Source organism: Streptomyces sp. NPDC030183, assembly GCF_055573455.1.
Window position 1 is genome coordinate 406,978 of record NZ_JBVIBK010000001.1, and the last position, 20,428, is coordinate 427,405.

Genomic DNA, 20,428 nt, shown 5'->3' on the forward strand with positions numbered 1-20,428 from the left:
CCGGTCCCGCACTGGATCACCCCGGTGCAGGACCGGGCCGTACGGCTGTCACGGGCCGTAAGGTGAGACACATGAACGATCGCATGGTGTGGATCGACTGCGAGATGACCGGCCTCTCGCTGTCCGACGACGCGCTCATCGAGGTGGCCGCCCTCGTCACCGACTCCGAGCTGAACGTGCTCGGTGACGGTGTCGACATCGTCATCCGCCCGCCGGACTCGGCGCTGGAGACCATGCCGGAGGTGGTGCGGCAGATGCACACCGCGTCCGGTCTGCTCGACGCACTGCCCGGCGGCACGACCCTGGCGGACGCCGAGGAGCAGGTCCTCGCGTATGTACGCGAACACGTGAAGGAGCCGGGCAAGGCGCCGCTGTGCGGCAACTCGGTGGGGACGGACCGCGGCTTCCTGCTGCGGGACATGCCGACGCTGGAGGACTACCTCCACTACCGGATCGTGGACGTCTCCTCGGTCAAGGAGCTGGCCCGGCGCTGGTACCCGAGGGTGTACTTCAACAGCCCGGAGAAGAACGGCAACCACCGCGCCCTGGCGGACATCCGCGAATCCATCGCCGAACTCCGCTACTACCGCGAGGCGATCTTCGTCCCGCAGCCCGGCCCCGACTCCGACACCGCCCGCACGATCGCCGCGAAGCACGTCCTGCCCGCGGGATAGCCCTGTTCCGGGGGCCTTGGCGGGCCCCGGGAGCGCCGCGGGGAAACGTGTGCGCGGGCACCCCTGAAGACCCTGTACACTTTTTCTCGGCCGGTCGGGGAAACCTTCGGATGAACCGCCGGTCATGGTGGGTGTAGCTCAGCTGGTAGAGCACCTGGTTGTGGTCCAGGATGTCGCGGGTTCGAGTCCCGTCACTCACCCTTGGTGATCGAGCCCCGACCTGGGACAACAGGTCGGGGCTCGACTTTGTGTTGCTTCCGGGAACAGCATGGGAACGCGATCATGTGATCTGCGTCCTACGGTCCTGGCGTCAGAGCGGGTTCACGCTCTGCGCGTCTGCCCCGTAGACCGCGGATTCCCGGTGGGTGTACCCCCGGAGATCGGCGTACCGCAGGAACACGTGCCGCGCGTAGTCGGCCGTCTCGAGCAAGCCGGGTACGACGGACTCCTCCCACGCGCGTGGATGACACCGGAGCGGTCCACTTCGAGGTTCCAGCTGTCCTGAACCGGCAGGTGGCCGGCGGCGAGCCGGCGACGCCAGGCCCTGATGGACGACTCGAAGCCCTGGAGCCGGGCAGCGTGTTCGTCGAAGGTGTCCGGTTGCCCGACGGCGTCCGCCCAGGCCCCGCAGGTCGTCGTTGGTCGCGGTCTGCCCGCCGCTTTCCAGCTCGTACACCTTGGAGTGCGGCCGGCCGAGTCGCTCGGCGAGCACGGTGCCGGTGAGACGGCCGCCGGGCGCGGACACAAGAGGCGGAAGCGGCGGTGAGCGGCGTCCAGCGGCAGGTGAGGATGGCCGCCCGTTCGGACAGGCCCGGGCGGCCGTTCACCTCACAGCGGCGTTGAACTCCGTGACCGTGGTGGAGTGTCCGGCGCACAGGTAGGACTCCGGGCGGCGGGACGGGGCCGTCGGCTGGTGGATCAGCAGCCAGTGGGCGCGTCTGCCGGCCGCCTGGCCCCGTAGGCGCACGGTCTGCCAGGGCAGGGTGTCGACCCCGGCCGGACGAGGGCACGGGCCTGGAGGCGTACACACGACTGCGCTCCGACTCGGTGCTGGAGCGGGGCCGTGCCGACGGGAGCATCGACCTACCCGCTCACCGGCTCCCGTTCCCCGCGCGAGGCCCGGGAGCTGTGCGTGCGGCCCCTGGTCAAGGTCGCAGCCCGCAAGGACGGCTGACCCCTCGTCCCGGAGACGGGGACCACGCCGGGGCGCTGCGGAGCACGGCACGATCACGCCTCAACCTCCACTGTATGCAAGCGAGTTGATCCGGCCCATCGCCACGTCCCGGACGGCGGGACGAGTGGGGGCCTCGTTGACCCTCGTTAGATTAAGACCTTAATCTAACGCTGTGCCACGTTACGCAGACCCTGTGGAACGACGTCGGCAGGTGGCTCAGGCGCTGTTGCGCGTGGTCGAGTCGGAGGGCCTGGAGGCCGCCAGCATCCCGCGCATCGCGCGGGAACTCGGCGCCACCACGGGCCTGGTGCAGACGTACTTCCGGACCAAGGACGAATTGCTGGTCTTCGCCGCGCAGTATGTCGGCGAGGCGATGAACGCCCGTGTCGCGACCCTGCTTCAGGCGTGCGATCCGCACGACGTCAGGCAGCGGCTGCTGATCTCCCTCGGCGTGCTCACGGGCGCCGAGGAGGGCTCCGGGACCGAGGCCAGGATCTGGCTGGCCTTCCTCGCGCGGGCCGCCTACCACCCGGCGCTGCGGGAGGTGCACTCCGCCGCGTCGCGGGAGATCCGTGACCGGTGCGCGGAGGCGCTGGCCCTCGCGCAGCGGCTCGGGCAGCTGCCCGCCGGGCTCGACCCGCGGGCCGAGTCCTTCGCGCTGCTCGCCTTCGCCGACGGTCTGACCGTCCAGCGAGCCGTCGAGCCCGAACTGCTGAGACCCGACCGCGTACGGCAGTTGCTGAGCGGCTACCTGGACCGGCTGATGGACGATCGGAAAGACCGAGGAGAACCCCTTTGAGCACCGCGTTATTGCTGTCGCTGGCCGGTCTGGCCCTGCTCGACAGCACCAGCATGGGCACCCTGTTCATCCCCGTGTGGCTGCTGCTGGCCCCAGGACGCTTCAACGTCGGCAAGGTGCTGGTCTACCTCGTGACCATCACCGTCTTCTACTTCGGTGTGGGTATCGCCATCGTCTACGGGGCCGGCAACCTGTTCTCCGTCGCGGGCGAGGCCCTGGACGCCAGGACCGGGCTGTGGATCCAACTCGGCGTCGGCATCGGCCTGTTCCTGCTGAGCTTCCGCTTCGACCCCAAGCGCCAGGAGAAGAAGGGCAAGAACAGCACCGGCAAGTGGCGCGACCGCGTCAGCTCGAACTCCTCCGCCGGCTGGATGGCAGGGCTCGCCCTGCTGGCCGGGCTCGCCGAGGCGGCGACGATGCTGCCGTACCTCGGCGCCATCAGCATGCTGACGACCTCCGGTCTGAACACCGTCGAGATCACCACCCTGCTGGCCGGATACTGCCTGATCATGGTGGTGCCCGCCGTGCTGCTGCTGGCCGGGCGGGTGCTGCTGCGCTCGGCCGTCGAACCCACGCTGGAGCGCATGAACAACTGGATCTCCAAGCGGGCGACCGGCGCCACCGGATGGATCCTCGCCATCGCCGGCTTCCTCGTCGCCCGTGACGCGGCGGCCCGGCTGTGGGTGCCCGAGGCGTTCAACTGACCCACGGACACGACCACACGGCCGTAGGGCCCGCCCCCGCAGGGTGGGCCCTACGGCCGCAGTCCTGGGTGGGCCCTACGGCCGCAGTCCTGTGGCGGCGCCGAGGAAGGTCAGCACGTCGGCCGCGTAACCGGCCGCCTCGCTGCGCGAGCGCGCCCCATGGCCCAGGTCCTCGCGGCGCAGGACGATCCCGGCGCCGTCGACCGCCGCGTCCTGGAGGGCCGCGCACATCTCGCGCGGGTGCAGCGGGTCGACCTGGGTGTCGTTGTCGAACGCCGACAGCGGCACCGCCGGATACCGCACTCCGGGGTGGACGTGATGGTAGGGCGAGTACGACAGCAACCACTCCGGTTCCCGCTCCACCGCCGCGCTGCCGTACTCGTGGACCCAGGCGCGCCCGAGGCCGAAGCGCTCGTAGCGCACCATGCGAGCAGCGGGGCGGCACAGACGAGGCGGAGCTCCCGACCAGCTCGGCCGGCACCGGCTCCATCAGTATCCGCCCCGGCGGCACGGGGCTGTAGCCCCGTGCACGCCCCCGTGCGCGAAAGCCGGGCGCCGCGTCCCCGACGGCACTCCGGCCCGTGTCAGGACGACGCCCGTGCCACCAGTTCGGTGGGGAGGACCACCTGACGGCGTTCCAGACCCCGGGAGATCGCCGGACGGCGGTCGGCGATCTCGTCGAGGAGCAGATCGATCATGGCGCGGCCCATCTCCTCGATCGGCTGGCGCACGCTGGTCAGGGGCGGGTCCATGTGGCGGGCGATGGCGGAGTCGTCGTAGCCCACCATGGCGATGTCGTCCGGTATGCGGCGCCCGGCCTCGCGCAGGACCTGGCGGGCGCCGGCCGCCATGACGTCGGACTCGGCGAAGACCGCGTCCAGGTCGGGGCAGCGCTCCAGCAGCTCCCACATCGCCCGGCGGCCGCCCTCCTCCGTGAAGTCACCGGGGACGATCAGCCGCTCGTCCACCTCGCGCCCCGCGTCCTCCAGGGCCTCCCGGTAGCCGTCGATACGGCGCTGGGCGCCGTAGACGTCGAGGCGGCCGGTGATCGTGGCTATCCGGGAACGGCCGCGTTCGATCAGGTGCTCCACCGCCGAGCGGCCGCCGCCGTAGTTGTCGGAGTCGACCGAGGGCAGCGTCTCGTGCTCGGAGCGGGGACCGCTGATCACCGCCGGGATCTCCAGCTGCGACAGCAGATCGGGCAACGGGTCGTCGGCGTGCACGGAGACCAGCAGCACCCCGTCGACCCGGTGGGCCGCCAGGTACTGGGCGAGCCTCTGGCGCTCCCGGTCGCTGCCCGCGAAGATCAGCAGGAGCTGCATCTCCGTGTCGGAGAGCTGGGCGCCCACGCCCTTGAGGATGTCGGAGAAGTACGGCTCGGAGAAGAAGCGGGTCTCCGGCTCGGGCACGACCATCGCGATCGCGTCGGTGCGGTTCGCGGCGAGGGCGCGGGCCGCCGTGTTCGGGACGTAGCCCAGCTCCGCGACGGCCGCCTCGACCGCCGCCCGGGTCGCCTCGCTGACCCGTGGCGAGCCGTTGATCACCCGGGACACCGTGCCGCGGCCGACACCGGCCCGGGCGGCGACCTCTTCCAGGGTCGGCCGCCGGCCGCTTCGGCCCCGTGCTCCGTGGCCTGCCACCATGGTCGCCTCCCGTTCACACCGCGCTGGCGTGGAATCTAACAGTCCCGCTCCTTCTACGACGCGCGGCGACCCCTCATCCTGAACCCGGGGTCCCGTTCCGGACGGACACGGGCCCGCCGCCGACCCGCTCGCCTCCCCGTCCCGCCGACCTGTGCGCCTCCCCCGTCCCGCCGACCTCTGAAAGCCCTTCGGTCCCGCCGGCCGCCGGTTCCGGTCAGGCCGGGCCCTCGGTCCCCGGCTTAGTTAACAGCCCGATAACCGAAGACATCTCTCCGCGCCCACCGTCTTGACACCCCCGCACGAACCGACGACTCTTCAACACATCACTTGTGGGAGCGCTCCCACAGTACCTGGCACTTACACATCCCGCACGTTCCCCGCCCGAGCCGCAGCAGTGAAAAGACGGGCCCAACAACGCAGTTGGCCGGGGGGTCGGCACGTCAGGGCATCAGGAGGACGCAATGCGAGCACGTACCCTCCCCCACTCCCGGCTGCGGTCGGGCGGGGGCACCCGAATCGCCCGCACTACGCGCAAGACGGTGGTCGTCGCGGCCGTCGCCGCGCTGGGCGCCGGGCTGCTCGCCGGCTGTGCCGACGACGGCAAGGACGAGGACGACACGTCGTCGGGTAGTGGTGGCGGCAAGACCAAGATCACCCTGGGGCTGTTCGGCACCGCGGGCTTCGAGGAGTCCGGCCTGTACAAGGAGTACGAGAAGCTCCACCCGGACATCGACATCCAGCAGACCGTGGTGGAGCGGAACGAGAACTACTACCCCGCTCTCCTGAACCACCTGACCACCGGCAGCGGTCTGCAGGACATCCAGATGGTCGAGGTCGGCAACATCGCCGAGATCGTCGGCACCCAGTCGGACAAGCTGCTCGACCTGTCGAAGTACGGCAAGAAGGACGACTACCTGCCCTGGAAGTGGCAGCAGGGCACCACCTCCGACGGCCAGACCGTCGCCCTGGGCACCGACGTCGGCCCGATGGCCATCTGCTACCGCAAGGACCTCTTCGAGAAGGCCGGCCTGCCCACCGACCGCGCGGAGGTCGGCAAGCTGTGGGCGGGCAGCTGGGACAAGCTCGTCGAGGCCGGCAACAAGTACAAGGCGAAGGCGCCCAAGGGCACCACGTTCCTGGACTCCCCCGGCGGTCTGCTGCAGGCCATCCTCAGCAGTGAGAAGGACCGGTTCTACGACTCCTCCGGCGAGGTCATCTACAAGACGAACCCGGCCGTCAAGGACGCCTTCGACCTCACGGCCAAGGCCGCCAAGGACGGGCTGGTCGGCAACCAGACGCAGTTCCAGCCCGCCTGGGACACCACGATCGCCAACAGCAAGTTCGCCGCGATGTCCTGCCCGCCGTGGATGCTCGGCTACATCAAGGGCAAGTCGAAGCCCGACGCGGCCGGCAAGTGGGACATCGCCCAGGCGCCGAAGTCCGGCAACTGGGGCGGATCGTTCCTGTCCGTGCCGAAGAACGGCAAGAACGCCGAGGAGGCCGCGAAGCTGGCCGCCTGGTTGACCGCTCCCGAGCAGCAGGCGAAGCTCTTCGCCGTACAGGGCAGCTTCCCCAGCACCCCGGCCGCCTACGACTCGGCCGCGGTCAAGGACGCGAAGAACGACATGACCGGTGACGCGCCGATCGGCACGATCTTCGCCGAGGCCGCCAAGAACATCCCCGTCCAGACCATCGGCCCGAAGGACCAGATCATCCAGCAGGGCCTGACCGACAACGGCGTGATCCTCGTGACCCAGGGCAAGTCGGCCGCGGACGCGTGGAAGAACGCCGTCAAGACCATCGACAACGCACTGGACAAGTGACCGGTATGCCCACACGGCACGACGCCGCCGCGCCCCCCGTCAAGGGGGGCGCGGCCCCGGCCCGCCCGCCCGCGGAGTCCGCGACCGAGGAACGACGCCGGGCCCGGCTGTCCCGCCGCTGGCAGCGGGACGTGCGCTGGAGCCCGTACGCCTTCGTCTCGCCCTTCTTCCTGCTGTTCGTCGCGTTCGGCCTGTTCCCGCTGCTCTACACCGGCTGGGCCTCGCTGCACGCGGTGGAACTGACCGCCCCCACCGACATGAGCTGGGTGGGGCTGCGCAACTTCACCCGCATCTTCGACGACGAGTTCTTCTGGAACGCCGCGAAGAACACGCTGATCATCGGGATCATCTCGACCGTCCCGCAGCTGATGATGGCGCTGGGCATCGCGCACATCCTCAACTACAAGCTCCGTGCCTCGACCTTCTACCGGGTCATCATGCTCGCCCCGTACGCCACGTCGATCGCCGCCGCCACCCTGGTCTTCGTGCTGCTCTTCGGCCGTGACTACGGCATGATCAACTGGTTCCTGGGGCTGTTCGGCATCGACCAGATCGACTGGCAGAACGGCACCTGGTACTCCAAGATCGCCGTGTCGACCATCGTCATCTGGCGCTGGACCGGCTACAACGCGCTGATCTACCTGGCCGCGATGCAGGCGATCCCCCAGGACCTGTACGAGTCGGCGGCCCTCGACGGCGCGAACCGCTGGAGGCAGTTCCTCCATGTGACGCTGCCCTCGCTGCGCCCGACGATCCTCTTCACCTGCGTCGTCTCGACCATCGGCGCCTCGCAGCTGTTCGCCGAACCCCTGCTGTTCGACGCCAACAAGGGCGCGTCCGGCGGGTCCCAGCACCAGTTCCAGACGCTCGGCCTGTACCTGTACGAGCAGGGCTGGGTGAACCAGCACCTGGGCCGTGCCTCGGCGATCGCCTGGACGATGTTCCTGATCCTCATCGTGGTCGGAATCATCAACTACGTCATCTCGCGCCGGCTGCGCGCCAGTAGTTAAGGAGACCGGCCGTGACGACGACAATCACCAAGCCCCCCGCCGACGCGGTGCCCGAGCCGCCGGACAACGGCAGGCGCAGGCGCGGCCCGAAGGCGGCCCGCGCGGGCGGTCAGCACCACGCCGGCCCCCTCGCGTACGTCATCCTCATCGCGTTCACCGTCGTGTCGCTCTTCCCGTTGTTCTGGACGGCGGTCGCCGCCTCCCGGGACAACGCGCGGCTGGCGGAGACCCCGCCGCCGTTCTGGTTCGGCGCGAACCTCTTCGACAAGATCGAAGTGGCCTGGGAGGACGCCAATCTGGGCGAGGCGTTCCTCAACACCACGATCGTGGCGGGCGTCTCCTCGCTGACCATCGTCTTCCTGTCGACGATCGCCGGGTTCGCCTTCGCCAAGCTGAAGTTCCGGGGCCGTGGCGCGCTGATGCTGATCGTGATCGGCACGATGATGGTGCCGCCGCAGCTCCAGGTGATCCCGCTGTACATGATGGTCGCCAAGCTCGACTGGACCGACCAGCTCCAGGCGGTGATCCTGCCGTCGCTGGTCAGCGCGTTCGGTGTGTTCTTCATGCGGCAGTACCTGCTCCAGGCGCTGCCCGACGAGATCATCGAGGCGGCCCGCGTCGACGGCGCGAGCAGCTGGCGGGTCGTCTGGCACGTGGTGTTCCCCGCCGCGCGGCCCGCGATGGCCGTGCTCGGCATGCTGATGTTCGTGCAGACCTGGAACGACTTCCTCTGGCCGTTCCTCGTGCTCACCCAGCTGGGCAACCCGACCGTGCAGGTCGCGGTGGCCGGTCTCGGCCGGGGCTACACCCCCGACCAGGCCCTGATCATGGCGGGCGCGCTGCTCAGCACACTGCCGCTGCTCCTGGTCTTCGCGATCTTCGGCAAGCAGATCGTCGGGGGCATCATGCAGGGCGCGGTGAAGGGCTGACCCCCGCGTCGCCCGCCTGATCCCTTCGTACCGTGGGGCCGGGTCACCGCCGCCCCGGCCCCCTCCTCCCCCCTGTTCCTCCTTCCCCCCACCCGAATCGTCGGTCTGATCGACCACCAATGGGAGCGCTTCCATGCCTGAGCCCACGACGCCAGTGACCTTTCCTCCCGCCTTCCTCTGGGGCGCGGCGACGTCCGCGTACCAGATCGAGGGGGCGGTGCGGGAGGACGGCCGCACGCCCTCCATCTGGGACACCTTCAGCCACACCCCGGGCAAGACGGCCGGTGGCGAGACCGGTGACATCGCTGTCGACCACTACCACCGCTACCGCGACGACGTGGCGCTGATGGCGGACCTGGGCCTCAGCTCGTACCGCTTCTCGATCTCCTGGTCGCGGGTGCAGCCGACGGGCCGGGGCCCGGCGATCCAGCGGGGCCTGGACTTCTACCGCCGGCTGGTCGACGAGCTGCTGGCCAAGAACATCAAGCCCGCCGTCACGCTCTACCACTGGGACCTGCCCCAGGAGCTGGAGGACGCGGGCGGCTGGCCGGAGCGCGAGACCGCGTACCGCTTCGCCGAGTACGCGCGGATCGTGGGCGAGGCGCTGGGTGACCGCGTCGAGCAGTGGATCACACTGAACGAGCCGTGGTGCAGCGCGTTCCTGGGCTACGCCTCCGGGGTGCACGCGCCGGGCCGTACGGACCCGGTGGCGTCGCTGCGCGCGGCCCACCATCTGAACCTGGCGCACGGTCTCGGCGCGGTGGCGCTGCGTTCGGTGATGCCGGCGCGCAACTCGGTGGCGGTGAGCCTGAACTCGTCGGTCGTCCGGCCGCTCTCCCGCACCCCGGAGGACCTGGCGGCGGTCCGGAAGATCGACGACCTGGCGAACGGGGTCTTCCACGGGCCGATGCTGCACGGGGCGTACCCGGAGTCGCTGTTCGCCGCGACGTCGGAGCTGACGGACTGGTCGTTCGTGCGGGACGGGGACGTGGCGACGGCCCACCAGCCGCTGGACGCGCTGGGGTTGAACTACTACACGCCCACGCTGGTGGGCGCGGCGTCGGCGGACATGGCGGCGCCGCGGGCGGACGGGCACGGCGAGAGCGAGCACTCGCCGTGGCCGGGCGCGGACGACGTGCTGTTCCACCAGACGCCGGGCGAGCGGACGGAGATGGGCTGGACCATCGACCCGACCGGGCTGCACGAGCTGATCATGCGGTACACCCGGGAGGCGCCCGGGCTGCCGCTGTACATCACGGAGAACGGCGCGGCCTACGACGACAAGATGGACTCCGACGGCCGCGTCCACGACCCCGAGCGCATCGCCTACCTCCACGGCCATCTGCGCGCCGTGCGCCGCGCCATCGCCGAGGGCGCGGACGTGCGCGGCTACTACCTGTGGTCTCTGATGGACAACTTCGAGTGGGCCTACGGCTACGGCAAGCGCTTCGGCGCGGTCTACGTCGACTACGCGACGCTCACCCGCACCCCCAAGTCCAGCGCGCTGTGGTACGCCAAGGCCGCGAAGACGGGCGCCCTCCCGCCCCTGGCCGCGCCCACGCCGTAACACCGACCTCCGGGGGCCACGAGCCACCGGACCACGCGGAGGGCCGGGGAAGCCCTCCGGGGGGAGCGGGGGCCAGGGGCGCGGTGCGATTAGGGGAGCACCGCGCCCCTCGGGGTTGTCACGTTTCACCAGGGCTTTCAGAGACCGCCCGGCGCCGCGAGCCACTGCGTCGGCTGACCGGTGACCGAGGCAATCGTCTCGAAGTCGTGGTCGTAGTGGAGCATCGTCAGGCCCTGCAGCTCGGCGGTCGCGGCGACGAGCACGCCGGGCGCCCGTACGGGCACCGACTCCGCCAGTCAGTGCTCGTACGGGCGCCCCGGGCGGGTCGCTACCGTCAGCGCGGTTCCCGCACCACCGCCACATCCCCCGCCGCCAGCTTCAGTGAGCCGGTGGGGACGGGGTTGCCCGTCAGGAGGTCGACGGCGTTCGGGGCCACCCCGATCTCCGCCTCCGCCTCCCCGTGGTTGATCAGGAAGACGTAGTCCGCCTCCGGGCCGCGGCGCAGGGCCGTCTCGACGGACGCCGGGGTCGTGCGGACCGGGCGTACGCCCGCCTCCTCGCGGATGCGGTCCAGCAGGGACGCCAGGGTCGTCCCGTCGGGGCGGGTCGCCACGTACCAGGTCGTGCCCGTGCCGTGCGTGTGGCGGGTCACCGCCGGGACCCCGGCCAGCGGCCCGGAGGCGTACGTGGCGACCGGCTCGGCGCCCCGCAGGGCGACCCGCTCGGACCACAGGACACCCCGCGCGCCCTCCCCGAGGCCGGCCAGCTCGACCGACTCGTCCGGCAGCAGCGGGAACACCTCGTCCGTGTGGACGCCCAGCGCCTCGCGGAACGCCCCCGGGTAGCCGCCGAGGCGGATGTGGCAGTTCTCGTCGACCGTCCCGCTGTGGAAGCCAACGGCCAGCGTGCCGCCCCGCTCGGCGAAACCGGTGAGGTTCGCCGCGCCCTCGTCGTCCACGAGGTACAGGCTCGGCGCGAGGACCAGCTTGTACGCCGAGAGGTCCGCGTCGGGGCGGACGAAGTCCACCGCCACGCCGGAGCGCCACAGCGGCTCGTACCAGGCCCGCACCAGGTCCTGGAAGCGCAGCTCACCGCTCGGCTGGGAGGGCAGCTCGACGGCCCACCAGGCGTCCCAGTCCCAGACGACGGCCACCTCGGCCGTGCCCGTGCTGCCGCGCACCTCCGCCAGCGCCTTCAGGTCCGCGCCCAGCGCGACGACGTCCCGCCAGATCCGGCTTTCGGTGCCCGCGTGCGGGAGCATCGCCGAGTGCCACTGCTCGGCGCCCGCCTTCGCGGCCCGCCACTGGAAGTAGGCGATGCCGTCGGCGCCGCGCGCCACGTGGGAGAGCGCGTTGCGGCGCAGTTCGCCCGCCGTCTTCGCGCGGTTGACCGGCTGCCAGTTGACCGCGCCGGTGGAGTGCTCCATCAGCAGCCACGGGCGGCCGCCCGCGAGCGAGCGGACCAGGTCGCCGCTGAGCGCGATGTCGATCTCCGACTCGGGGTCGGTGGACTGGAGGTAGTGGTCGTTGGAGACGATGTCCAGCTCGGGGGCCCAGCGCCAGTAGTCCAGTTTGTCGAAGTTGTACATCACCATGAAGTTGGTGGTGGCGGGCACCTCGGGGGCCGCGGCCCGCAGCACCTCCCGCTCCGCCTTCAGCAGGGACAGCAGCGCGTCGCTGCAGAAGCGGCGCCAGTCCAGCTGGTGCGTCGGGTTGGGGACGGCACCGGTGGCGCGGGGCGGGATGATCTCGTCCCAGTCGTAGTACCACTGGCTCCAGAACGTCGTGCCCCAGGCGTCGTTGAGCGCCGCCAGGTCGTCGTCGTACTTCTCCCGCAGCCAGACGCGGAACGCCGCCGCGCTGGTGTCGCAGTAGCACTCGCCGTTGTGGCAGCCGTACTCGTTGTGGACGTGCCACATGACCACCGCCGGGTGGTCGGCGTAGCGGCGGCCGAGTTCGCCGGCCATCCGCAGGGCCGCCTCGCGGTAGGCGGGGCTCGACGGGCAGAACGTCTGGCGGCTGCCGTACGACAGGGTGCGGCCGTCCTTGTCCACCGGGAGCGCCTCGGGGTGGGCGCGGAAGAACCACGCCGGGGGCGCCGCCGTCGGGGTGGCGAGGTCGGCCGCGATGCCGTTCTCGTGGAGCAGGGCGAGGATGCGGTCCAGGCGGGAGAAGTCGTACTCGCCCTCGCGGGGCTCCAGGAACGCCCACGAGAAGATGTTGACGCTCACCATGGTGACGCCGGCCTCGCGCATGAGGCGTACGTCCTCGTGCCAGACCTCCTCGGGCCACTGCTCGGGGTTGTAGTCGCCGCCGTACGCGATGCCGGGGACGTTCAGGGTGCTCATGGGTACGGTTGGTTCTCTTTCGAACGGGGCCGGTGTCAGCCCTTGTTGGCGCCGAGCGTCAGACCGCTGACGAACTGGCGCTGGAGCGCGAAGTACACGACCAGCGTCGGGATGGCGGTGAGCAGGGCACCGGCGGCGACCAGGTTGGGGTCGGTGAAGTACTGGCCGGAGAGGTTGTTCAGCGCCGAGGTGATCGGCATGTTCTCACCGGTGGAGATCAGCACCAGCGCCCAGAAGAAGTCGTTGTAGATCCAGATGGACAGCAGTGTCGCCAGGGCGGCCATCGCGGGCTTGCACAGGGGCAGCACGATCTGCCAGTACAGGCGCCACACGGAGGCGCCGTCGACGAGCGCGGCCTCGGTCAGCTCGTGCGGCAGGGACCGCATGTAGTTGCTCAGCACGAAGGCGCAGAAGCCGGACTGGAACGCCACGTGGATCAGGACCAGGCCGAGCGCCGAGTCGTAGAGCTTGCCGCTGACCGTGATGCCGGGCAGGTCGATCAGCAGGTACAGGCGGTACAGCGGGGTGATGATGACCTGCTGCGGGAGCAGGTTGCCGGCCGTGAACACCAGCAGCAGGAACAGGTTGACGCGGAAGTCGAAGCGGCTGACGTAGAACGCGACCATCGACGACAGGAACAGCGTCAGCAGCACCGCGGGCACGGCGATGATCAGCGTGTTCACGAAGTAGTGCGTCATGTCCGACTGGGTGAACGCGTTCGTGAAGTTGTCGAGGCTCAGCTTGTCGGGCCACGAGACGTAGCCCTTCTCGCTGGTCTCGCCGTACGGGCGCATCGCCGCGTAGAGCGCCCACAGCAGGGGCGCGAGCCAGGCGAGCGCCGCACCGGCGAGGAAGACGTGCAGCAGGACCCGGGCGGGGCGGACGGGAGTGCGCTGCTTCACAGCGTCGGTCGCGACGGTGGTGCTCATGCGCGCCGCTCCTTCCGGAAGGTCGCGATCAGGTAGGGGATGATCACGGCGAGGGAGATCACCAGCAGGACGACGGCGATGGCCGAGCCGTATCCGATACGGCTGGACTCACCGATGATGTTGTTGGTGACCAGGATCGACAGCAGTTCGGTGCCCTCGGCGCCCTTGTTGAAGACGAAGACGAGGTCGAAGGCGCGCAGGGCCTCGATGATGGTGACGACCAGCACGACGGTGTTGGTGGGGCGCAGGGTCGGGAAGATGACGTTCTTGAACGTCTGCCACTCGTTGGCGCCGTCGAGGGCGGACGCCTCCCGCAGGGACGGGTCGACGCTCTTCAGACCGGCCAGGTAGAGGATCATCATGTAGCCGGTGTGGCGCCAGGACGCGGCGATGAGGATCGCCCAGAGGTTGAGGTCCGGGTCGCCGATCCAGTCGATGTAGTGGCCGGGCTTGTTGGCGCCGATGATGCTGTTGATCAGACCCGTGTCGGGGTTGTAGATCAGCTGCCACACGAAGCCGATGACCGCGAGCGACATCACGACGGGCAGGAAGAACGCGGTCTGGTAGACGCGGCTGAAGCGGATCTGCTTGTCCAGCTGCACCGCGAGGAACAGCCCCAGCGGTGTCGGGATCAGGATCAGCACCACGAACCACACGATGTTGTGCTCGACCGCGGGCCAGAACTGCGGGTTGTTGGTGAACAACTCCTCGAAGTTGTGCAGCCCGACCCACTTGATGGCGTCGAAGCCGATGCCGTCCCAGGTGGTGAAGGCCAGCAGGATCGAGGCGAGAGCGGTCACCCAGACCAGGGCGACGTGGAGGATCGTCGGCAGGCCCGCCATCAGACCCAGCGTGACGCGGTCACGGCGGGTCAGGAGACGCTTGTGCCCCTGGGGCACCTTGGTGGCCGCCGTCTTCTCGGCAGGGGTGGAGCCCGGAGGCGACGCGGGCGCTTCCGGGCTCTTGGTGGGTGAGGTCGTCATGTCTGTCGGTCATCCAGTCGTGAGGACGGTCTTGGGGGCGGACAGTCCTGGGGACAGCCGCCCCGACGGCCGCCTACGTGACCGCGGAGGCGGTCGTGGGGCGGCCGTCGGGACGGTCGGCCGTCAGGACGCGAAGATCGTCTTCTTCTGGCGCTCGATCGACGAGAGCAGGCTGTCGATGCCCTTGGGGTCACGGATGAACTTCTGCAGCGACGGCTGCATCACCGTGGAGGTGAAGTCCGGGCGGCTGTCGCGGTCCATGAACTGCGTCAGGCTCTTGGCCCCGGAGATCATCTCGTACGCCTTCTTCTGCAGCGGCGTGTACGAGGAGGTGTCGGCCTTGGTGGAGGCGGCCACCACGTTCGGGTCGGCCTTGAGGTAGATCTGCTCCGCCTCGGGGGTGCCGAGGAACTCCAGGAGCTTGACCGCGCCGGCCTTGTTCTTCGGGCTCTTGCTCATCATGAAGCCGTCGGTGGGGGCCTCGACGGTGTCCTGGCCGTACGCCGGGTCGATCTCCGGGAAGGCGAAGAAGTCCAGGTCGTCCAGGTCGGCCTTGTTGGTGAACTGCTGGCCCACGAAGGAGCCCAGCAGGTACATGCCCGCCTTCTTCGACACCAGCGTCTGCGCCGCGTCCTGCCAGGTACGGCCGACAGCGCCCTCCTGGTGGTACGGCAGCAGCTCGGACCACAGGTCGAACGTCTTGCGGACCTTGGCGTCCGTCCAGGAGGCCTTGCCCGCCATCAGCTCGACGTGGAAGTCGTAGCCGTTGGCACGGAAGTTGATCTGGTCGAACGTGCCCATCGCCGGCCAGGCGTCCTTGTCACCGAAGGCGATCGGGACCAGGCCGTCCTTCTTCATCTTCTTGCACAGCGCGACGAGCTGGTCCCACGTGGTGGGGACCTCGTAGCCCTTCTCCTGGAAGACGCTCTTGCGGTAGAAGACCGCCCAGGGGTACGTGTACAGCGGCACGAAGTAGAACTTGCCGTCCTCGCCCTGGCTCAGCTTCTTCATCGCCTCGGGGAAGTTCCCGGCGATCTTCTTCCAGACGTCGTCGATCGGGCTGGCCAGCCCCTTCGCCGCGAAGAACTGCATCCGGTAGCCCGCGAACCAGTGGAACACGTCGTCCGGCGTGCCCTGCAGGTAGGAGTTGATCTGCTCCTGGAACGTGTTGTGGTCCTTGGTGTTCACGTCGACCTTGATGCCGGACTTCTTGGCGAAGTCGGCGTAGATCTCCGCGAACGCCTTCTTCGGCACCGCGTCCGAGGCGTTGGAGCCGAGCGAGACGGTCTTCGAGTCAGTGGCCGAGCCGCCGCTGCCGCCGCAGGCGCTGAGCAGCGGGACGCCCGCGCCGAGCGCCGCGGCTCCGCCTATGCCGCGCAGCAGGGTGCGGCGGCTCGTGCCGGGCACGGAGAGACCGGAAGGTGTGAGGTGCATGAACGGCTCCCTGGGGACAATGGTTCGGTCATCACAGAGGCCCTCGTCGGCTAGTGATCGAAATCGACCAGAAACCAACTTGACCGAACACGGTGGTCGCCATAACAGCCCTATGCCAGGTCGCGCGTCAAGCCTTCCTGTCTCCCTTTGTTGAAACGTAATCCCTGATCGTCGAAACGTGACCGTCACACAGGTGGGCCATCCCGCAAGATGGCGTATACATGCATCGGGGGTACGGGGACCGCACAAGACCCGTCACACAGGTGGTCCGTTCAGCGCTCCGTGTGCAGCGTCGCCTCGCCCGTGACCCGGACGCCGGTCACCTCTCCCGGCCGTACCGGCAGCGGGCCCGCGACGCGGACGCCCACCGGGGTGTCGTGGCCGTCCACGGCGACGGTGACCATGGCGTCGTGGCCGTAGAAGCACACGTCGGTGACCGTGCCCCGTACGGCCCCCTCGGCGGCCGGAGCGGTGAGCCGGAGCTGTTCGGGGCGGAGCAGCACGGTGCCCGTGGCCGGCCCCTCGGGCGGAGCGGCGAGGGGGACGGCGCCGAGCGGCGTCCGGGCCGTGCCGTCACCGCCGACCGTGGCGGGGAGCAGCACCGCGTCGCCGACGAAGCCCGCGACCCAGGCATCGGCCGGGCGGCGGTAGAGGTCCTGCGGGGTGGCGCACTGCGCGACCCGGCCGTCCCGCACCACGGCGACGAGGTCGGCCGTGGAGAGGGCCTCCTGCTGATCGTGGGTGACGAGAAGGGCCGTGGCCCCGGTCGCCCGCAGCGCGGCCCGGACATCGGCCCGTACGCCCGCCCTGAGCGCGCTGTCGAGGGCGTTGAACGGCTCGTCCAGCAGCACGAGCTGGGGCCGGGGCGCGAGGGCCCGGGCGAGGGCCACGCGCTGCTGCTGGCCGCCGGAGAGCTCGTGCGGCATCCGGTCGCCGTATCCGGCGAGGCCGACGAGTTCCAGGAGTTCGCCGGTGCGGTGCCGCCGTTCGCCCCGGGTCAGCCCGGTCAGCCCGAAGGCCACGTTCCGGGCCACGCTCAAGTGCGGGAAGAGGGCGCCCTCCTGGGGCACGATCCCGATGCGGCGCCGCTCCGGCGGCACATGGACGCCGGGTCCGGCCAAGGTCCGTCCGCCGAGCCGGACGGTGCCCGCGTCGGCCCGCAGGAACCCGGCGACGATCCTGAGCAGGGTCGTCTTGCCGCCTCCGGAGGGGCCGAGGACGGCCGCCAGGGCACCCGCCGGGACGGTGAGCCGCAGATCGCGCAGGACCGGGTCGTGACCGGCCGCGTAGGACTTCGTGAGGCCCTCGACGTGGAGCGCGTTGCCGTGCGGGTCGTCCGACTGCGGCGTGTTTGCGTGCGGCTCGTTTGCGTGAGACCCGTCCCCCCGAGGTCGTGACGGTTCTTGTTCGATCGTGTGCGGTTCGGCGGTGGTGGACGGGTGCGGGTCCGGAACGTCCGTGCCCGGCTCGCTCGCGTGGGACTCGTTCATGATCGGTGCCTCCCCAGCAGGTACGAAGGCACGGCGGCCAACAGGATGAGCGCGGCGGCGTACGGGGCGGCCGCCGCGAAGGAGCCCGCGCCGGTCTCGGTCCACAGGCGGGTGGCGAGTGTGTCCATGCCGGTGGGGCGCAGGAGCAGGGTCGCCGGGAGTTCCTTCATGCAAACGACGAAGGTCAGCGCGGCTCCGGCGGCGACGCCCGGCGCGGCCAGCGGGACGGTGATCTCGCGGAGCACCTGCCAGGGCCGGCGGCCGAGGGAGCGGGCCACGTCCTCCAGGACGGGCGGGGCCTGGAGCACGGCGGCGCGGGTGGCGGCCACCGCGACCGGCAGGAAGAGGACGGCGTAGGCGCACACCAGCAGCGGGAGTCGCTGGTAGAGCGGGTAGGCGTAGCGGACGGCGAAGAAGACCAGCGACAGGGCGACCGTGATGCCGGGGAGGGCGTGCCCGGCGTAGGCGGACTGCTCCAGCAGCCGTGCCCCGCGCCCCCGGTGCCGGGCGGCGATCACGCCGACGGGCAGGGCGAGGAGCGTGGTGAGGGCGGCGCCCGCCGCGGCGACGCCGAGCGTGGCCCAGGCCGTCTCGGTGAGGCCGCCGAGGTCCCAGGTGGCGGAGGAGCCGACGGCGAGCCAGTAGCAGAGGGTGCCGAGCGGGAAGGTGACGGCCACGGCGGCCACCGCGCCGCACCACAGCAGGGCGAGCGGCTTCCACCGGCCGAGCGCCACGGGCTCCGCCGGGCGGGCGGTGCCGCCGCCGGTCCTGGCGTGCCCGGCACGGCCGCGCGTCCGCGCCTCGGCGGCGACCAGGGCCACCGTCATGAGCACCAGCACGACGCTGAGCGCGGCGGCGGGGGTGCGGTCGAAGGAGGCCCGGTACGAGGTGTGGATGGCCCGGGTGAAGGTGTCGTACCGCATGAGCGAGACGGCGCCGAAGTCGGAGAGCACGTACAGCGCCACCAGCAGCGCCCCGCCCGCCGCCGCCGGACGCAGCTGCGGCAGCGTGACCCGGAGGAACGTACGCAGCGGACCGTGCCCGAGGGAGCGCGCGGCCTCCTCCTGCGCCGGGTCGATGCCCCTGAGCGCCGCCGCGACCGGCAGCAGTACATAGGGGAAGCTCACCAGGGTCAGCGAGAGCGCTGCTCCGCCGAACCCGGCGAGGCCCGGTTCGGCGGACAGCCACGCGAAGGCCGCCACATAGCTGGGCACGGCCAGTGGCAACGTCGCGGCGACCGACCAGAAGCGGGCGCCGGGCAGCGCCGTACGCACCGTCAGCCAGGCCAGCGAGACCCCGAGGACCACGCAGGCCGCGACGACCACGGCGGTCAGGCCCAGGCTGCGCCCGAGGAGGTCCAGCGTCCGCTCGTCGGCGACGACCTCCCAGGCGAAGGCGGGGCCGCGTTCGAGCGCGCGGACCGCGAGGTAGCCGAGCGGGAGCAGGGCGAAGAGGCCGGCCACACAGGCGGGGACGAGCAGGACCAGGGGCGGCCTGCGCTCCGCCCCGCGTCCGGCGAAACCGGCCGGCGTCTGCCCCAGCCGGGGGGTGGCCCGCGCGTGCGGGGCGGACGGCGCGTGCGGGGCGGACGGCGCGTGCCGGGCGGTCGGCGACGGTTTCACGGCCGGTCAGACCAGCCCGACGTCCTGGAGCATCGCCAGCGTCTCCTGGAGGGACTCCAGCTTGCCGAGGTCGATGTCGGGCGACTGGAGCGACTCGAACGGCGGCAGCCCTTCGACGGAGCTGGTGACGCCCGCGGCCAGCGGGTACTCCTTCGTCGTGTCCGCGAAGTACGTCTGCGCCTCCTTGGACAGCAGGTAGTCCACGGCCTTGCGCGCCGTGGCGGCCTGGTCCTCGTTCGCGGCGAGGACGCCGGCGCCGGCCACGTTGATGAGCGAGCCGGGGTCCTTGCCGGGCAGGAAGTGCAGCTTGGCGTCGACGCCGTCCTCGCCCTTCTCGGCGACCCGCTCGTACCAGTAGTAGTGGTTGACGAGACCCAGCGAGACCTCGCCGGCCTCCACGGCGTCGAGCGTGGCGAGGTTGTTGCTGAACGTCTTGGCCCCGTTGGCCTTGAGGTCCTCCAGCCACTTCCGGGCCGCGTCGTCGCCCTCCAGGACGCGCATCCCGGTGACGAACGCCTGGAAGGAGGCGTTGGTGGGCGCGAAGCCGACCTTGCCCTTCCACTCGGGCTTCACCACGTCGTGGACGCTGTCCGGCACCTCGTCCGCGCTCACCTCGTCGGGGTTGTACGCGATGACGCGGACACGCCCCGACAGGCCCACCCAGTCGCCCTCGCCGCCGCGGTACGCCTTGTCGACCTTGTCGAGGGTGGCCTGCGGCAGCTTCGCGAGCATGCCCTCCCGGGAGAGCGCGCCGAGCGCCCCGGCGTCCTGGGAGAAGAACAGCCCGGCCTTGGTGCGGTCGCCCTCCTCCAGGATCTGCGCCGCGAGTTCGGCGCTGTCGCCGTAGCGCACCTCGACATCGGCGCCCACGGCCTTCTCCAGCTTGTCCAGGATCGGCTTGACCAGCTTCTCGTTGCGACCGGTGTAGATGACGAGGGTCGCGTCGCCCGCCTCACCCGCCCCGCCGCCGTCCTTGTCGCCGCCGGAACCGCAGGCGGCGAGGGCGGGAAGCAGCAGACCGGCCGCGACGAACGCGAAGATCCGGCCACCCAGAGGGCGTCGCATATGTGTGCCTTTCCTGCGCGGCTCACCGATGTACCAGGGCCGTGACCTTGGTCGGTGGTGGCGAACTGACGCTTTTTAGCCAACTGTGAACATGCTATGAATAAGGTAAAGCTTGCCTAAGCGTCAAGGGGCGTGTGCTACCCGCGGACGCTGCTCCGAAAGGCCGCGCCCCGTGATCCACTCCTCCGGCCCCCTCCGGGCCCCCTCCGTCGTCCTGCCCGTCCGCACCGCCCCG

The 20,428-nt window shown here is 70.4% G+C and carries 16 protein-coding genes, 1 tRNA gene and 2 pseudogenes; 8 read left to right on the forward strand and 11 right to left on the reverse strand.

All coding sequences use genetic code 11. The annotated features are described in order from the left end of the window. Positions 1-71: 71 nt before the first annotated feature. The gene (orn, locus tag ACZ4Z2_RS01735; RefSeq protein ID WP_468071269.1) at positions 72-674 is read left to right on the forward strand and encodes an oligoribonuclease; all 603 of its coding nucleotides are present in this window, start codon (positions 72-74) and stop codon (positions 672-674) included. A 127-nt stretch (positions 675-801) separates the two neighbouring features. Next, positions 802-874: transfer RNA gene (locus ACZ4Z2_RS01740), tRNA-His, on the forward strand. Between the two features lie 626 nt (positions 875-1,500). On the opposite strand, the pseudogene ACZ4Z2_RS01745 reads toward ACZ4Z2_RS01740, so the two are convergent. Then, positions 1,501-1,692, reverse strand: a pseudogene (locus ACZ4Z2_RS01745) (IS701 family transposase); the annotation flags it as partial. A 349-nt stretch (positions 1,693-2,041) separates the two neighbouring features. Between ACZ4Z2_RS01745 and ACZ4Z2_RS01750 the strand changes: the two are divergent. Together ACZ4Z2_RS01750 and ACZ4Z2_RS01755 are read left to right on the forward strand one after the other, a co-directional pair. Then, on the forward strand, positions 2,042-2,647 hold the full coding sequence (locus tag ACZ4Z2_RS01750; RefSeq protein WP_468071271.1) for a TetR/AcrR family transcriptional regulator: 606 nt from the start codon (positions 2,042-2,044) through the stop codon (positions 2,645-2,647). Continuing rightward, complete coding sequence (locus ACZ4Z2_RS01755; protein WP_468071273.1) at positions 2,644-3,351, forward strand: GAP family protein; 708 nt, start codon at positions 2,644-2,646, stop codon at positions 3,349-3,351. Before ACZ4Z2_RS01750 ends, ACZ4Z2_RS01755 begins: the two co-directional genes overlap by 4 nt. A gap of 75 nt (positions 3,352-3,426) precedes the next feature. Here ACZ4Z2_RS01755 and ACZ4Z2_RS01760 read toward each other — a convergent pair whose 3' ends face one another. Together ACZ4Z2_RS01760 and ACZ4Z2_RS01765 are read right to left on the reverse strand one after the other, a co-directional pair. Continuing rightward, entirely contained in the window at positions 3,427-3,777 is a 351-nt protein-coding gene (locus ACZ4Z2_RS01760; RefSeq protein ID WP_468071275.1) for a prolyl oligopeptidase family serine peptidase, read from the reverse strand. Positions 3,778-3,935: 158 nt separating this feature from the next. Continuing rightward, entirely contained in the window at positions 3,936-4,991 is a 1,056-nt protein-coding gene (locus tag ACZ4Z2_RS01765; protein ID WP_468071668.1) for a LacI family DNA-binding transcriptional regulator, read from the reverse strand. Positions 4,992-5,455: 464 nt separating this feature from the next. Between ACZ4Z2_RS01765 and ACZ4Z2_RS01770 the strand changes: the two genes are divergently transcribed. The 4 genes from ACZ4Z2_RS01770 to ACZ4Z2_RS01785 all read left to right on the forward strand — a co-directional run bounded on the left by ACZ4Z2_RS01770 (position 5,456) and on the right by ACZ4Z2_RS01785 (position 10,323). Next, positions 5,456-6,817, forward strand: coding sequence for an ABC transporter substrate-binding protein (locus ACZ4Z2_RS01770; RefSeq protein ID WP_468071277.1), 1,362 nt, complete (start codon positions 5,456-5,458; stop codon positions 6,815-6,817). A gap of 5 nt (positions 6,818-6,822) precedes the next feature. Then, complete coding sequence (locus ACZ4Z2_RS01775; protein ID WP_468071279.1) at positions 6,823-7,827, forward strand: carbohydrate ABC transporter permease; 1,005 nt, start codon at positions 6,823-6,825, stop codon at positions 7,825-7,827. Between the two features lie 11 nt (positions 7,828-7,838). Continuing rightward, complete coding sequence (locus ACZ4Z2_RS01780) at positions 7,839-8,756, forward strand: carbohydrate ABC transporter permease (RefSeq protein WP_468071281.1); 918 nt, start codon at positions 7,839-7,841, stop codon at positions 8,754-8,756. A 133-nt stretch (positions 8,757-8,889) separates the two neighbouring features. Continuing rightward, positions 8,890-10,323: a GH1 family beta-glucosidase gene (locus ACZ4Z2_RS01785; protein ID WP_468071283.1), complete on the forward strand. Its 1,434-nt coding sequence runs from the start codon at positions 8,890-8,892 to the stop codon at positions 10,321-10,323. Positions 10,324-10,460: 137 nt separating this feature from the next. Here ACZ4Z2_RS01785 and ACZ4Z2_RS01790 read toward each other — a convergent pair. The 8 genes and pseudogenes from ACZ4Z2_RS01790 to ACZ4Z2_RS01825 all read right to left on the reverse strand — a co-directional run. After that, positions 10,461-10,595: pseudogene (locus tag ACZ4Z2_RS01790) on the reverse strand (PIN domain nuclease); the annotation flags it as partial. A 62-nt stretch (positions 10,596-10,657) separates the two neighbouring features. Further along, the gene (locus ACZ4Z2_RS01795; RefSeq protein WP_468071285.1) at positions 10,658-12,670 is read right to left on the reverse strand and encodes a beta-galactosidase; all 2,013 of its coding nucleotides are present in this window, start codon (positions 12,668-12,670) and stop codon (positions 10,658-10,660) included. Between the two features lie 35 nt (positions 12,671-12,705). Beyond that, entirely contained in the window at positions 12,706-13,599 is an 894-nt protein-coding gene (locus ACZ4Z2_RS01800; protein ID WP_468071287.1) for a carbohydrate ABC transporter permease, read from the reverse strand. Continuing rightward, on the reverse strand, positions 13,596-14,582 hold the full coding sequence (locus tag ACZ4Z2_RS01805; protein WP_468071289.1) for a carbohydrate ABC transporter permease: 987 nt from the start codon (positions 14,580-14,582) through the stop codon (positions 13,596-13,598). The genes ACZ4Z2_RS01800 and ACZ4Z2_RS01805 overlap by 4 nt, the downstream gene beginning before the upstream one ends. Positions 14,583-14,705: 123 nt before the next feature. Beyond that, positions 14,706-16,016, reverse strand: a complete 1,311-nt coding sequence (locus tag ACZ4Z2_RS01810) for an ABC transporter substrate-binding protein (RefSeq protein ID WP_468071291.1) — start codon at positions 16,014-16,016, stop codon at positions 14,706-14,708. A gap of 272 nt (positions 16,017-16,288) precedes the next feature. Then, positions 16,289-17,506, reverse strand: a complete 1,218-nt coding sequence (locus ACZ4Z2_RS01815; protein WP_468071293.1) for an ABC transporter ATP-binding protein — start codon at positions 17,504-17,506, stop codon at positions 16,289-16,291. Beyond that, positions 17,503-19,128, reverse strand: a complete 1,626-nt coding sequence (locus tag ACZ4Z2_RS01820; RefSeq protein WP_468071295.1) for an ABC transporter permease — start codon at positions 19,126-19,128, stop codon at positions 17,503-17,505. Before ACZ4Z2_RS01820 ends, ACZ4Z2_RS01815 begins: the two co-directional genes overlap by 4 nt. A gap of 6 nt (positions 19,129-19,134) precedes the next feature. Further along, positions 19,135-20,193, reverse strand: a complete 1,059-nt coding sequence (locus ACZ4Z2_RS01825; protein WP_468071297.1) for an iron ABC transporter substrate-binding protein — start codon at positions 20,191-20,193, stop codon at positions 19,135-19,137. Positions 20,194-20,428 lie beyond the last annotated feature (235 nt).